This window comes from Clostridium cibarium (assembly GCF_014836335.1).
Lineage (GTDB): Bacteria > Bacillota > Clostridia > Clostridiales > Clostridiaceae > Clostridium > Clostridium cibarium.
Window position 1 is genome coordinate 81566 of the sequence record NZ_JACSRA010000004.1, and the last position, 15072, is coordinate 96637.

Annotated in this window: 16 protein-coding genes; all 16 read left to right on the forward strand. The window is 31.0% G+C overall.

Annotated elements, in window-relative coordinates; all coding sequences use genetic code 11:
• The first annotated feature begins 8 nt into the window (after window positions 1-8).
• The 16 genes from topA to H9661_RS03670 all read left to right on the forward strand — a co-directional run bounded on the left by topA (window position 9) and on the right by H9661_RS03670 (window position 15067).
• Window positions 9-2102 (forward strand): type I DNA topoisomerase, encoded by a 2094-nt coding sequence (gene topA / locus H9661_RS03595; RefSeq protein ID WP_143314892.1) that lies wholly within the window; start codon window positions 9-11, stop codon window positions 2100-2102.
• Window positions 2103-2365: 263 nt separating this feature from the next.
• Entirely contained in the window at window positions 2366-3142 is a 777-nt protein-coding gene (codY, locus tag H9661_RS03600; protein WP_143314893.1) for a GTP-sensing pleiotropic transcriptional regulator CodY, read from the forward strand.
• Between the two features lie 285 nt (window positions 3143-3427).
• Window positions 3428-4129 (forward strand): 30S ribosomal protein S2, encoded by a 702-nt coding sequence (rpsB, locus tag H9661_RS03605; RefSeq protein WP_143314894.1) that lies wholly within the window; start codon window positions 3428-3430, stop codon window positions 4127-4129.
• A gap of 90 nt (window positions 4130-4219) precedes the next feature.
• Window positions 4220-5131 carry a translation elongation factor Ts gene (tsf, locus tag H9661_RS03610; protein ID WP_143314895.1) on the forward strand — a complete coding sequence of 304 codons (912 nt, stop codon included), beginning with the start codon at window positions 4220-4222 and terminating at the stop codon, window positions 5129-5131.
• A 70-nt stretch (window positions 5132-5201) separates the two neighbouring features.
• Complete coding sequence (gene pyrH / locus H9661_RS03615; RefSeq protein WP_143314896.1) at window positions 5202-5912, forward strand: UMP kinase; 711 nt, start codon at window positions 5202-5204, stop codon at window positions 5910-5912.
• A 13-nt stretch (window positions 5913-5925) separates the two neighbouring features.
• Window positions 5926-6483 carry a ribosome recycling factor gene (gene frr / locus H9661_RS03620; protein ID WP_143314897.1) on the forward strand — a complete coding sequence of 186 codons (558 nt, stop codon included), beginning with the start codon at window positions 5926-5928 and terminating at the stop codon, window positions 6481-6483.
• 63 nt (window positions 6484-6546) lie between these two features.
• A complete protein-coding gene (locus H9661_RS03625) occupies window positions 6547-7317 on the forward strand; it encodes an isoprenyl transferase (protein WP_191767737.1) in 771 nt (256 codons plus the stop codon).
• Between the two features lie 15 nt (window positions 7318-7332).
• Entirely contained in the window at window positions 7333-8130 is a 798-nt protein-coding gene (locus H9661_RS03630) for a phosphatidate cytidylyltransferase (protein ID WP_191767738.1), read from the forward strand.
• Window positions 8131-8260: 130 nt separating this feature from the next.
• Window positions 8261-9217 (forward strand): AI-2E family transporter, encoded by a 957-nt coding sequence (locus H9661_RS03635; protein WP_191767739.1) that lies wholly within the window; start codon window positions 8261-8263, stop codon window positions 9215-9217.
• Window positions 9218-9238: 21 nt separating this feature from the next.
• Window positions 9239-10399 carry a 1-deoxy-D-xylulose-5-phosphate reductoisomerase gene (locus H9661_RS03640; protein WP_191767740.1) on the forward strand — a complete coding sequence of 387 codons (1161 nt, stop codon included), beginning with the start codon at window positions 9239-9241 and terminating at the stop codon, window positions 10397-10399.
• 11 nt (window positions 10400-10410) lie between these two features.
• Window positions 10411-11541 carry an RIP metalloprotease RseP gene (gene rseP / locus H9661_RS03645; RefSeq protein WP_191767741.1) on the forward strand — a complete coding sequence of 377 codons (1131 nt, stop codon included), beginning with the start codon at window positions 10411-10413 and terminating at the stop codon, window positions 11539-11541.
• Between the two features lie 14 nt (window positions 11542-11555).
• A complete protein-coding gene (gene ispG, locus H9661_RS03650; RefSeq protein ID WP_143314903.1) occupies window positions 11556-12605 on the forward strand; it encodes a flavodoxin-dependent (E)-4-hydroxy-3-methylbut-2-enyl-diphosphate synthase in 1050 nt (349 codons plus the stop codon).
• 308 nt (window positions 12606-12913) lie between these two features.
• Window positions 12914-13372 (forward strand): ribosome maturation factor RimP, encoded by a 459-nt coding sequence (rimP, locus tag H9661_RS03655; RefSeq protein ID WP_143314904.1) that lies wholly within the window; start codon window positions 12914-12916, stop codon window positions 13370-13372.
• Window positions 13373-13388: 16 nt separating this feature from the next.
• Window positions 13389-14489: a transcription termination factor NusA gene (gene nusA, locus H9661_RS03660; protein ID WP_143314905.1), complete on the forward strand. Its 1101-nt coding sequence runs from the start codon at window positions 13389-13391 to the stop codon at window positions 14487-14489.
• A gap of 10 nt (window positions 14490-14499) precedes the next feature.
• Entirely contained in the window at window positions 14500-14766 is a 267-nt protein-coding gene (rnpM, locus tag H9661_RS03665) for an RNase P modulator RnpM (RefSeq protein WP_143314906.1), read from the forward strand.
• On the forward strand, window positions 14759-15067 hold the full coding sequence (locus tag H9661_RS03670) for a ribosomal L7Ae/L30e/S12e/Gadd45 family protein (protein WP_143314907.1): 309 nt from the start codon (window positions 14759-14761) through the stop codon (window positions 15065-15067). The genes rnpM and H9661_RS03670 overlap by 8 nt, the downstream gene beginning before the upstream one ends.
• Window positions 15068-15072: the final 5 nt, after the last annotated feature.

The window sequence follows — 15072 nt, forward strand, 5'->3', positions numbered from 1 at the left end:
TTTTTTGTATGGGTCAAAATTTAGTTATAGTTGAATCACCTGCAAAGGCAAAAACTATCGCAAAATATTTAGGAAAAAATTATATAGTGGAAGCATCAATGGGTCATGTTAGGGATTTACCTAAGAGTAAGTTAGGCGTTGATATAGAGGATAACTTTAATCCAAAGTATATTACAATTAGAGGAAAAGGGGAACTTATAGATAAACTTAGAAAATCAGCTAAGAAAGCAGATAAAGTTTACCTTGCAACTGACCCTGACCGTGAAGGTGAGGCTATTTCATGGCATTTAGCTAACATATTAAAAATATCAGAAGATTCCGAATGTAGAATTGTATTTAATGAAATTACCAAAACAGCTGTTAAGGGATCGCTTAAAGGTGCTAGAAAGATTGATTTCGATTTAGTAGATGCTCAACAAGCAAGAAGAATATTAGATAGATTAGTTGGATATGAGATTAGCCCTATACTTTGGAGAAATGTAAAATGGGGATTAAGTGCAGGAAGAGTTCAATCTGCAGCATTAAAAATTATTTGTGATAGAGAAAATGAGATAAAAGAATTTATACCAAAGGAATATTGGTCAGTTGACTGTGTTTTAAAAAAAGACAGAAAAAAGTTTTCAGTGAAGTTAGTTTCTAGAAACAATAAAAAAATTGAAATAGATGATGAAGAATTAGCAAATAAAATAATTGACGAAATAAAAAGTGGCAGTTTTGAAGTTAAGGCAATAAAGAAGGGCAAAAAGAACAAAAATCCATTGCCTCCTTTTACAACAAGTACTCTTCAACAGGATGCTAGTAGAAAACTAAACTTTATGACTAAAAGAACTATGTCGATAGCTCAGGGATTATATGAAGGAGTAGAAGTCAAAGGACATGGTACAGTAGGACTAATAACTTATATGAGAACGGATTCTGTAAGAATCTCAGATGAAGCTCAAGGAAGTGCTTTAGAGTTTATTGAAAAAACATATGGAAAAGAATATCTACCAGAGAAAGCAAGAGTTTATAAAGGAAAGAAGAATATACAAGATGCACATGAAGCGATAAGACCTACATATGTAGAGATAACACCAGAAGTAGCTAAAGTTAGTTTAACACCTGAACAGTTTAAGCTTTACTCTCTAATATGGAAGAGATTTATGGCTAGTCAAATGGCAACATGTGTTTTAAATACAAATTCCATTGATATAATGAATGGGGATTATAAATTTAAAGCTAGTGGATCTACAGTGGAATTTGATGGATTTATGAAACTGTATGACTATACTATAAAAGAAGAAGAGGATGCGGTAGTGTTACCTAAATTAGAGGAAGGTGAAGTTTTAGAATCACAGTCTATAGAAGGCGTTCAACATTTCACTCAACCTCCTGCTAGATTTACAGAAGCATCGTTTGTTAAACTAATGGAGGAAAAAGGAATAGGAAGACCAAGTACCTATGTTCCTACAATTTCTACTTTACTTAGTAGGGATTATGTGAATAGAGAAAAGAAAAATTTATTTCCAACTGAATTAGGTTTTATAGTTAATAATATATTAAGTGAATATTTTACTCAAATTGTTGATGTGGATTTTACAGCAGAAATGGAGAAAAATTTAGATAGTGTTGAAGAAGGAAGTGCTGATTGGAGAAAAGTTGTTGCAGATTTCTTCCAACCACTAAAAGTAGCCATAGATAAAGCTGAAAAAGAAGTGGCTAAAGTTGTTATTGAGGACAAGGTAAGTGATGTTCCTTGTGATAAATGCGGTAGAATGATGGTTATTAAAAGAGGTAGGTATGGCAATTTCTTAGCATGTCCTGGATATCCAGAGTGCAAGAATGCAAAACCTTTAGTGGAAGAGCTAGATGTAGCATGTCCTGAGTGCGGGAAAAAAATTGTTGCCAAGAAGAGTAAAAGAGGAAAGAAATTTTTCGGATGTTCAGGATATCCAGAATGCAAGTTTGTTAGTTGGAATGAACCTGTTGAAGAGAAATGTCCAAAGTGCAATACGTATATGGTAAAGAAGTATTCTAAGAAAAGCGGAAATTATATTCAATGTGCTAACTCAGAATGTGATTATAAGAAAGAGTTGCCAAAGGAAGAGAAAGAAGAAAGTTAAAGTTAATTTAAACTCCTAAGAAAATTAGGTATATAAAAGATTCTTTGGAGTTTAAATTATAAAGGCAATATTATTAATATAATGGGTATAATTAAACAAGTTGGGTAAAATATAAGTAGTGAAAATATAGTTGTAATAAAATATGTGCTGTGGTAAACTTAGAAGAGTTAATAAATAATTTGAATATTTAAATTATTTAAATTATTTTAATTATTAGTAACTTACGGATGATCTATGTGGTTATATTACAAGGAGGATTATTAATGCCATCATTACTTAGTAAAACGCGAATGTTAAACAAGATTTTACAGAAATCAGGAACTGAGCCGGTTGTCTTTGAAGACATATGCAAAGTTTTAAGTGAAGTTTTAGAGTGTAATGTATACATTGCTAGTAGGAAAGGAAAAATATTAGGATACACTTTTACTAAGAATTTCGAATGTGAGATTATGAAGAAAAAGGTAGTTGACGAAAGAAGATTCCCCGCTGACTATAATGAAAAGCTTTTGGAGAAGTCAGAAACATTATCAAACCTTCCAAACGGAGGATTGTGTGTGTTAGAAGGAGAGGGTCAATGCAATATGGAAGACAAGCTTTCTACTATTGTGCCAATAATTGGAAATAGAGAAAGGTTAGGTACTTTAATTTTAGCTAGATTTGGTAATCCTTTTACTGAAGAAGATCAAGTTATCGTTGAATATAGTGCAACAATAGTTGGTATAGAAATGCTTAGAGCTAAACAAGATGAAATCGAAGAAGAAACAAGAAAAAAAGCTGTTGTACAGTTAGCCATAGGAACTTTATCTTATTCAGAGCTAGAAGCAGTGGAACATATTTTTGATGAATTAGATGGAGAAGAAGGACTCCTTGTAGCTTCAAAGATTGCAGATAAAGTTGGCATAACGAGAAGTGTTATAGTAAATGCTTTGAGAAAGTTTGAAAGTGCTGGAGTAATTGAGTCTAGGTCATTAGGAATGAAGGGAACTCATATTAAAATACTAAATGAAAAATTGCTAGAAGAATTGAAAAAAATAAAATAAGTATTTTAAAGTATACATATTATTTGTAATACGGTATTGAACTTGCAGTAATTTAGTTTATTGCAAGTTTTTTTATTATTATCTTACTAAAATTAGCCAATTAATGTATTTATGAATATAAAGTTAGAAAAATATATAAAATATTGTTGATAGAGAAAAAACCTTATGGTATACTTACTAAGGAAAAAATAATACACACACTATCCAATGAGTTTATTTGGTGCCTATGATATAGGTGTATGAACGAAAATGACGATAGTGGAGGGAAAACCAGGAGGTAACAAAATGTCAGTAATATCAATGAAACAATTATTAGAAGCTGGTGTTCATTTTGGACATCAAACAAGAAGATGGAACCCTAAGATGGCTCCTTACATTTTTACAGAAAGAAATGGAATCTATATAATAGATCTTCAAAAGACTGTAAAGAAAGCAGAAGAAGCTTACAACTTTATTAAGGAAGTTTCAATAGAAGGAAAAGATATCTTATTTGTAGGAACTAAGAAACAAGCTCAAGAAGCTATTCAAGAAGAAGCAATAAGATCAAACATGCACTTTGTTAATAACAGATGGTTAGGTGGAATGTTAACTAACTTTGAAACAATAAAGACTAGAATTAAGAGATTAGAACAAATTGAAAAGATGCAAGAAGATGGAACTTTTGAAGTTTTACCTAAGAAAGAAGTTATAAAGCTTAAAGGTGAATTAGAAAAACTTGAAAAGAATCTTGGAGGAATAAGAAACTTAGATGCTGCTAATGTTGGAGCAATGTTCGTAGTAGATCCAAGAAAGGAAAAGAATGCTATTTCAGAAGCTAAGATTTTAGGAATTCCTGTAGTTGCTATAGTTGACACTAACTGTGACCCAGAAGAAGTTGATTATGTAATACCTGGTAATGATGATGCTATAAGAGCTGTTAAATTAATAACTGCTAAAATGGCTGATGGAATCATTGAAGGAAGACAAGGGGAACAACTAGCTGAATAGTATTTTAAATAAAAGGTAGGTGAGGTATACTTCATTTACCTTTTACCCTAAATGGTAAGGGTTACTTTCAAAATTAAGGAGGAATTAAATATGATAACTGCAAAATCAGTTAAGGAATTAAGAGAAAGAACTGGCGCAGGAATGATGGACTGCAAAAAGGCTTTAACAGAAACTAATGGAGATATAGATAAAGCAATAGAATTCTTAAGAGAAAAGGGATTAGCTGCTGCAGCTAAGAAGGCTGGAAGAGTTGCTGCAGAAGGTCTTGTAAAAACTTATATAACAGATGATAATAAAACAGCAGGTATAGTTGAAGTTAACTGTGAAACAGACTTCGTTGCTGCTAATGATCAATTTGTAAGCTTTGCTGACAGATTAGCTAAAATGGCTGCTGAAACAAGTGTTGCAACTGTTGAAGAGTTCTTAGAAGAAAAGTATGAAGGTGAAAAGACTGTTAAAGAAGCTTTAACTGAATTAATAGCTACACTTGGTGAAAATATGACAGTTAGAAGATTTAAGAAGTTCCAAGTAGAAAAGGGAGCTGTTCAAACTTATATTCATGGTGGCGGAAGAATTGGTGTTGTAGTTGAATTAGGATGTGAAACTGAATCTCCAGTTTTAGCTGAAGTTGCTAAAGAAATATGTATGCAAGTAGCTGCTGCAAATCCATTATTCTTAAGCAAGAATGATGTTGATAATGAAGCACTAGAAAAAGAAAAAGAAATCTATAGAGTTCAAGCTCTTAATGAAGGAAAACCTGAAAAAATCGTTGACAAAATGGTTATGGGAAGAATTCAAAAGTACTACAAGGAAGTTTGTCTTTTAGAACAATTATGGGTTAAAGATGGCGATAAGACAATAACTAAGTTTGTTGAAGAAAAGGCTAAAGAAGTTGGTTCTCCAATAACAATTAATAGCTTTGTAAGATTCGAAAGAGGCGAAGGAATCGAAAAAATCGAAGAAGACTTTGCTGCTGAAGTTGCTAAGCAAATGGGTAAATAAAACCAAAGAGAACACTCAGTGTTCTCTTTTTTTAAAGAATAATAATTCATAACATATTGGAGGTATAAAAATGGCTGAATGTAAGTACAAGAGAGTAATGTTAAAACTATCTGGAGAAGCGTTAGCAGGTGAAAATGGATTTGGATTAGATTTTAATGTTGCTAAAAAGATAGCACTAGAAATAAAAGAAATCGTAGATATGGGTGTTGAAGTTGGAGCTGTTGTTGGTGGCGGTAACATTTGGAGAGGCAGAAGTGGTGAAGGTATGGATAGAACTACTGCTGATTACATGGGAATGTTAGCCACATGTATTAATGCTTTAACTTTACAAGATTCATTAGAACAAGTTGGAGTTATGACAAGAGTACAAACTGCTATCGAGATGAAGGAAATTGCTGAACCTTTTATTAGAAGAAGAGCCATGAGACATCTTGAAAAGGGAAGAGTTGTAATATTTGCAGCAGGAACAGGAAATCCTTATTTCTCAACTGATACTACAGCCGCATTAAGAGCAGCTGAAATAGAGGCTGATGTTATACTTTTAGCTAAAAAAGTAGATGGAGTTTACGATAAAGATCCACATAAGTATGATGATGCAAAAAAATATGATACATTATCATATATAGATGTATTAGATCAAGGATTGCAGGTTATGGATTCAACTGCTACTTCATTATGTATGGATAATAATATTCCAATATTAGTATTTGGACTTGATGATCCAAAAAATATTAAGAGAGCAATTTTAGGCGAAAAACTTGGAACATTAGTAACTAAATAGTAGGAGGGTTTTTATGATAAAAGATGTAATTAAAAATTCTGAAGAAAAGATGAAAAAGACTATTTCTGTTTTAAAAGGTGATTTACAAACTATGAAAGCAGGAAGAGCTAATCCAACAATGCTTGATAGAATTCAAGTAGATTATTATGGTAGTCCGTGTCCATTAACTCAAGTGGCTAACGTATCAGCTCCAGAACCAAGAGTTTTAATGATTACGCCTTGGGAAAAAACAATATTAAAGGATATTGAAAAGGCTATATTGAAGTCGGATTTAGGACTTAATCCTTCAAATGATGGTTCTGTCATTAGATTGATAATACCAGAATTAACAGAAGAAACAAGAAAGAACCTAGTGAAAAATGTTAAGAAAACTGGTGAAGAAGCTAAAGTTGCAATAAGGTCAATAAGAAGAGATGCTAATGAAAAGATTAAGGGAATGAAAAAAAATGGTGATATATCTGAAGATGAAGTTAAAAAAGGCGAAGATGATGTTCAGAAGATTACCGACTCATATGTAAAAGAAGTTGACGCTATTATTACCGCTAAGGAAAAAGAGATAATGTCAATATAGAGCTAATAAGAAAACCTGCTCTTTTAGCAGGTTTTCTTAAATTTACTTTTGGAGGTGCTTATCTTGTTAAACTTTTTTAAAAGTGATAGAAAAGTAAATTCACATGATAATAATAGAATTGAAATAGATATGAATAGGATTCCAGAACATATAGCTATTATAATGGATGGAAACGGAAGATGGGCTAAGGCAAAGAACCTTCCAAGAGCAATGGGGCATAAAGCAGGGGTTGAAACTATTAGAAGAGTCATTAAAGAAGGAGATAAGCTAGGCGTAAAATATATGACTTTTTACGCTTTTTCAACAGAAAATTGGAAGAGGCCTAAGGAAGAAGTAAGTGCTTTGATGAAACTTTTGGTTCAGTATTTAAGACAAGAAATTGGTGAACTGGATGCTAATGGAGTTCTAATCAATGTTCTAGGAGATTTATCTAGGCTCCCAAGAGAATGTATTGATGAGATTAAAAGAGCAAAGGAAAGAACTAAAAATAATACAGGAATAGTTATGAATTTTGCTTTAAATTATGGGGGAAGAGATGAAATTATACGAGCAACTAAAGAAGTTGCAGCTGCTGTAGAAAAAGGGGAAATAGCAATTGATGATATAGATGGAAGAACGATAGAAAAATATTTATATACTGCCAACATGCCAGATCCAGATATTATAATAAGACCTTCAGGTGAGCAAAGGTTAAGTAATTTCTTGTTATGGCAATGTGCATATTCTGAATTTTGGTATTCAAATATAAATTGGCCTGATTTTACGGAGAAGGATTTAAGAATGGCAATTTATGATTTTCAAAATAGGGACAGACGGTTTGGTGGAATTAAGTAGATTGAGGTGAATAATTTGAAATCTGATAATAGATATTTAGGGGCTTTAATGATTGCTCCCTTTATTCTTTTTGTTTTTGTTGGAGGATTGTCTTTAGAGATATTTACTTTTGCATTATCAGTTTTAGGATTATATGAATTTTATAAAGCATTAAAAGAGCAAAAATTTAATCCTATTGGATTAATTGGATATGTACTTTTAGTAGCATATTATTTATTTAATCATAATTTTCAGACGTTAATGCATTTAATAATATTAGGAACTTTTTTACTATTGATTATACCTGTAATTAATTTAAAACATACTTTTATTGATGTAGCACTTACGATACTAGGATTTATATATGTTGGTATATTCTTTAGTTTTATATATTTGGTTAACATAAAAGATGGAGGAATGTTTTATGTCTGGCTAATATTTATCGGATCTTGGATGGCTGATACTACAGCATATTATGCTGGAAGACGTTTTGGAAAAACTAAGTTATGTCCTAAAGTTAGTCCTAAGAAGACTGTTGAAGGATTAATTGGTGGATTGCTTGGAGCTACAATTTTTTGTGGATTTTTTGGAATGTTCGTAAGATGTTACATAGTTCAAGTCCCTTTATATCATTTCTTTATTATTGGTGCGCTTTGTGGTGGATTTAGTACATTTGGAGATTTGGTTGCATCTTCTATAAAGAGATATGTTGGAATAAAAGATTATAGCAATCTAATTCCAGGTCATGGCGGGATTTTAGATAGGTTTGATTCTATCCTATTTTCAGCAGCTGTTGTATTTTATTATTTAACTTTCATTTTAGGAATTAAGTAGTTAAATTAAAAACACTATATTAAGAGAAAATAAATTTTTCTTTTATATAGTGTTTTTTATTTACATAAATATAATGTAAAACTTTCAAGTTATGCATATATTTTAACATAATAGTTAAGTGGAGGAAGTTATGGAGCTAAAAAAAGAATATGGAACACTTATAAAGCTAGTAATTTTATTTTTAGTAATAACATTAATAACATTGGCTATAAAATATTATTTTAGACCATTTATTACAATGGTTATCCTTTCTATACTTTCAAGACCATTATATGAATTGTTAAATAAATTTTCTGTTCCAAATAAAATTTCAGCAGCTACAAGTATACTTGTAATTAATATAATAATTTTTCTTACAATTTTTTATCTAGGTAATTCAATTTATTCAACAATAGCTAAATTATATAATGAAAATATAAGTAGAATTGAAGGTGTTATAAATTATTTCGGGCAGATTTTGAAAGGAGATAACGAAATTGGTAAGAAGATAATCACAATTTTTGATAAGGACTTTATTAAAGCAAGTGCAGTAAATACTGGGGAGGTTATATTATCTTATTTTATTGGGAATATATCTACTTTTTTTATTTTATTAGATAGTAAGAAAATAGGAAATTTACTTTGTAGTATATTGCCAAGAACTATAATAAACAAATTTAAAGATCAGAAAAACAGTATAAAAGAAATGCTTTTGATTCAGGTAACTTTAGTAATTATTTCTACGATTTCTGTAATAGTTGGTTTTACGATTTTAAGGATCCCAAAACCATTATTCATGGGCATTATATGTGGTATATTAGATATATTACCATATGTGGGAACTATAATTGTATTTATTCCTATAATAATATACAATATTATAGTAAAAGATTACTTAATAGCTTTTGGATTAGTATTTTTATATTTGCTAATTCAAGTAGTAAGAGAAATTTTAGAGGCTAAATTTTTAAGCGATAAGTTAGAACTACATCCATTATTAGTATTATTGTCAGTTTATATAGGAGTAAAGTTATTTGGATTGTTAGGTATTATAGTGGGGCCAATTTATGGAATGCTAGCTAAAGAAGTTATTTATAATAAGGAGTAGTTTAACATTAGGAGGAAAGTTATGAAAGGAATTTCAATTTTAGGAGCAACAGGGTCAATCGGAACACAAACCCTTGATGTTGTGAGAAACTCAAATGATGATTTTAAACTAATAGGAGTTACGGCTAATTCATCAGTAGATAAAATGAAGGAAATAATAAAGGAATTTAATCCTAAATATATAGGAATGATGGATGCAGATAGTGCTATTAAAATAAAGGAATTTTGTTTGGAAAATAATTTTAAGGTGCAAGTTTATAGCGGAATGGAAGGATTGATAAAGATATCAACGTTAGATGAGATTGACATAGTAGTGACATCTGTTGTTGGTATGATAGGGTTGAAGCCTACAATAGCAGCTATAGAAGCAAAGAAGGATATAGCTTTAGCTAATAAAGAAACCTTGGTTGTAGCTGGAGAGCTAGTCATGAGAAAAGCAAGGGAAGAGGGAGTTAGAATACTACCGGTAGATTCAGAACATGGAGCAATTTTTCAAGCCTTGCAAGGTAATGAAATTAAAGATTTAAAAAAGATTATATTGACTGCATCTGGAGGGCCTTTTAGAGGTAAATCAAAGGACTTTATTAAGAATGTAACTTTAGAGGAGGCATTAAATCACCCGAATTGGAGTATGGGGAGTAAAATAACGATAGATTCAGCTACCTTGATGAATAAAGGACTTGAAGTTATTGAAGCACATTGGCTTTTTGATTGTAATTACGAAAGTATTCAGGTTTTAGTTCATCCTCAAAGCATAATTCATTCTATGGTGGAGTATAGAGATGCAAGTATTATAGCTCAGATTGGTTCTCCAGATATGAGATTACCAATACAATATGCTCTTAATTATCCTAAGAGAAAAGAAAAGGTAGCAAAGGAAATTGATTTTTATGAAATTACTAGTCTTACATTTGAAAAACCTGATATTGATACATTCAAATGTTTAAGACTTGCTTTTGATGCTGGGAAAAAAGGAGGTTTAATGCCTACCGTTTTAAATGGAGCTAATGAAGTGGCAGTTTCTTTATTTTTAAACAAGAAAATTAAGTTTTTAGATATAGCAGATATAATTGAAGATGCTATGACGATATTTGAGGAATATACCCACAATGATATAACAATAGATAATATAATAGAATTGGATGAAAAAGTAAGAAAATATGTTATAAACAAAAAAGGTTAGGAGGAAGAATTTTGAATTATATTTTAGCTGTTTTAGGTTTAGGTGCTATAATTATAGTACATGAGTTAGGACATTTTATTATGGCAAAGATTAATGGAGTAAAGGTTTTTGAATTTTCGATAGGATTTGGACCTAAAATAATATCGCATAAAGGGAAAGAAACGGAATATTCAATATCTCTATTACCAGTTGGAGGATATGTTCAAATGTATGGTATGACTGAGGATGAAGAAGATGATGGCGAAGGTAAAATAGAAGAAGATGTGGAAAGAAAATTTATATCGAAGAAACCGCTTCAAAGATTATCTATAATAATAGCAGGACCATTAATGAATATAGTTTTAGCTATATTTTTATTTGGTACAATTTATTCTAATTTTGGATATGCGGAAACAAGCTTAGGTCAAATAAGTGAAAATAGTGCAGCTATGGAGGCTGGAATTCAATCCGGTGATAAGGTAACTAAGATAAATGGGAGTAATATCTATACAGCAGATGACATTAGTATAGATTTAGCTCAATCCCAGAGCGAAGCATTAAAAGGGATTGTGGAAAATAACGACTATAAAGGTGATGATAATAAGCTAAGTATAGATAAAATACCGGATGGCATAAAAGGTAGTCCTGTAACTTTGCAATATGAAAGAAATGGAAGCTTAATGGAGACTATATTAACGCCTAAATTTGATAAAGAAAAATTACAATTTTTCATAGGTGTGGGATTTAATATTGTTGAAAATCCAAATCTAACTCAAATAATTAAACATAGTTTTAACGAAACAAGATCATTAATAACACAAAATTATAAGGCTATAGTAAAGCTTGCATCAGGAAAAGGTAATTTTAAAACAGACATTGGTGGTCCTGTTAGCATAGTTCAAGTCGCTTCAGGAGCTGCAGAAGCTGGTGTGTGGGCTTTAGTAAGGCTAGTAGCAATTATGTCTATAGGAGTTGGAATTTTCAACCTGTTACCACTTCCAGTTCTTGATGGGGGAAATTCTATTCTTATATTGATAGAGCTAATAACAAGAAGAAAAGTTCCGACAAAAGTTGTAAATGTGCTAAATACAGTTGGAGTTGTTTTCTTATTTGGGTTAATGTTAGTTGTAACTGTTAAGGATATACTATTCCCAATTAAGTAATAGAGGTGAAAAATATGAATAGAAAAATAACTAGGTTAGTAAAGGTTGGTGATGTAAGTATTGGAGGAAACTCTGAAATTACAATTCAATCTATGACAAATACAGATACTAGAAATGTTGAGGAAACATTAAAGCAGATTAGAACTCTTTATAACGCAGGATGTCAAATTATAAGATGTGCGATTCCTGATATGGAGGCAGCTGATGCGTTAAAATATATTATAAAAGAATCACCTATTCCAGTGGTTGCGGATATTCATTTTGATTATAGATTAGCACTAAAATCTATAGAGAATGGGGTTTCTGCATTAAGGATAAATCCAGGTAATATTGGCAATAAAGATCGTGTAAGATTAGTTGCTGAAAAAGCTAAAGAAAAGAAAATACCAATTAGAATAGGAGTTAATTCAGGTTCTTTAGAAAAAGATATCTTGGAGAGAGATGGAAAACCTACAGCTAATGGGCTGGTGGAAAGCGCATTGAGACATGTGAAAATTTTGGAGGACTTAAAATTTTATGACATAGTGATTTCTATTAAATCTTCAGATGTTAAGATGATGATAGAGGCATATAGATTAATAAGTGAAAAATGTGATTACCCGCTTCATTTGGGTGTAACTGAATCGGGAACTAAGGATAAAGGTGCTATAAAATCAAGCGTTGGTATAGGAACTTTGCTTGCAGAAGGAATAGGAGATACAATAAGAGTATCGCTAACTAGTGATCCAGTTGAAGAAATTAAAGTGGCAAGGGAAATACTTAGAGCCTTAGGACTTAGAAAGGGTGGACTGGAATTTGTTTCATGCCCTACTTGTGGAAGAACTCAAATTGATTTGATTGGAATTGCAAATGCTGTTGAGGAAAAGCTTGAGAGTATTAATAAGGATATAAAGGTAGCTGTAATGGGATGCGTGGTAAATGGTCCAGGAGAGGCTAGGGAAGCTGACATTGGAATTGCAGGTGGAAAAGGAGAAGGTATAATATTTAAAAAGGGTCAAGTAATAAAAAAAGTAAAAGAAGAAGAGTTGATTTCTGAATTAATGAAAGAAATTGATTTGTTATAAAAGAAGTGTTTAATTAGACCTATTAAGATTTTTAATTTTAATAGGTCTTTGTTTATTCCATTTCATTATTTTAAATCAATTAATAATTTTTACTTACACTTGTATTATTTATTAAGATGTGATATTCTTGTAATAGAAGATTATCTCAAATAGCTAGAATTTTGGAGTGGGAAGGTGAAACCCGCTCTTTCTATTTGTAACGCAACTACTTTAATAGTTGCGTTTTTGATTAGGTTAAATATATTACTAATCAATTTGGGGAATAATAATCTAAAATAAAATTGAATATTGAAAAGGAGGTTATGCAAATGAATAAAGATACCTTAGCAGAAAAAATTAAAGTTTTAGTAAAGCCTATTGCTGATGAACTAAATTATGAATTATATCATGTTGAATATATAAAAGAAAATGGAGAATTTTACTTAAGAATATATATAGATAAACCAGAAGGCATTTCTCTTACAGATTGTGAAACACTATCAAGAAGAGTCAGTGATATGCTAGATGTTGAAGATCCAATTCAAGATGCCTATTATTTAGAAGTATCATCACCTGGATTAAATAGAGAGTTATATACTGATGATCATTTAAAAAAATCTGTTGGAAAAGAAGTTTTAATAAGTTTAACAAGTGCAATAAATGGTAAAAAGAGTATTAAAGGTGTATTAAAAGAAATTGATGAGGAATCTATCACTATATTAAGTGAAGAAGAACTAGCAATACCTAGAAATAAGATAAAACACGCAAATATAGATGGGGAAATATAATAAGGAGGATATAAAAATGAACGAAGAGTTTATAGGTGCTCTAAGAGAAATTGTTAAAGAAAAGGGGATTAGTGAAGATTTAATATTTACTACTATTGAAGATGCTATGGTGGCAGCATACAAAAAAAATTATGCAAATCCCAATACGTCTGCTCAAAATGTTAGAGTAAGTATAAATAGAGAGTCAGGAGAAATTAATGTTTATTCTCAAAAGGTTGTATGCGATGAGGTATACGATGATGTAACAGAAATTTCAATTGAAGATGCAAAGGAAATTAGTCCTAAGTATGAAGTTGATGATATCGTTGAGTTAGAAGTAACGCCAAGAAACTTTGGTAGAGTAGCTGCTCAGCTTGCAAAACAAGTTGTAACTCAAAGAATGAAAGAAGCTGAAAGAAATATCGTTTATAATGAATATAAAGAAATGGAATACGATATTATTACTGGAACAATACTTAGAAAAGACAAGGGAAATGTGTTTGTTAACCTTGGAAAGCTCGAAGGAGTTATAGGACCTAATGAACAAATGCCAAATGAAGAGTATAACTTCAATGAAAAATTAAAATTATATATAGTGGAAGTTAAGAACGGTTCAAAGGGAGCTTTAATACATGTTTCAAGAACACATCCAGGACTTGTAAAGAGATTGTTTGAACTTGAAGTCCCAGAAATATATAATGGAGTTGTTGAAGTTAAGAGTATTTCAAGAGAAGCAGGATCAAGAAGCAAGCTCGCAGTACATTCTAATGATGAATCAGTTGATCCTATGGGAGCATGTGTTGGACCTAAAGGTATAAGAGTTCAAAAAATTGTTTCAGAATTAAAAAATGAAAAAATAGATATAATTAAATGGAGCAAGTCGCCAGAAGAATTTATTGCTAACTCATTAAGTCCAGCAAAGGTTTTAAGTGTAGAGGTTAATGAAGAGGATAAAACGGCAAAAGTTGTTGTAGATGATAATCAATTATCTTTAGCAATAGGTAAGGAAGGCCAAAATGTAAGACTTGCTGCTAAATTGACAAATTGGAAGATAGATATAAAAAGTAAAAGCCAAATAGAAGCGTTGGAAGAATCGAAAGAATCAGAAGAAGATAATACTTTGGATTCAGCAGAATAGAGGTGTTTTTATGAAGGCTAAAAAAATTCCATTAAGAATGTGCACAGGTTGTATGGAAATGAAACCTAAGAAGGAACTTATAAGAGTTGTTAAAAGTCCAGAAGGTGAAGTAAGTGTAGACTTGACAGGGAAGAAATCAGGTCGAGGAGCATATATTTGCAAAAGTGCTGAATGTTTTGAAAAGGCTGTAAAAACAAAGAGACTTAGTAGAAATTTGGATGTTTCAATCGATGAAAATATATTTAATAAGCTAAAGGAAGAAATTGAAAATGAATAAGTTTTTTAATTTTTTAGGATTAGCAAAGAGGTCAAAAAATATCTTAGAAGGATACAGTAAATGCAATGAAGAGAGAAATAGAAGAAAGTTATACTTATTTATAATCTCTAAAGATGCATCAGTTTCTTCAAGAAGAAAATTTGTAAATCATTGTAAAATAAATAATATACCATATATTGAAGATTTCTCAAAAGAGGATTTAGGGGAAGCTATAGGAAGGCCAGAAATTAAAATTATAGCTTTAACTGATGAAAATATGGCAAAAAAATTGTTAGCTCTTTACGAGGAGGAAAATATATGAATTAA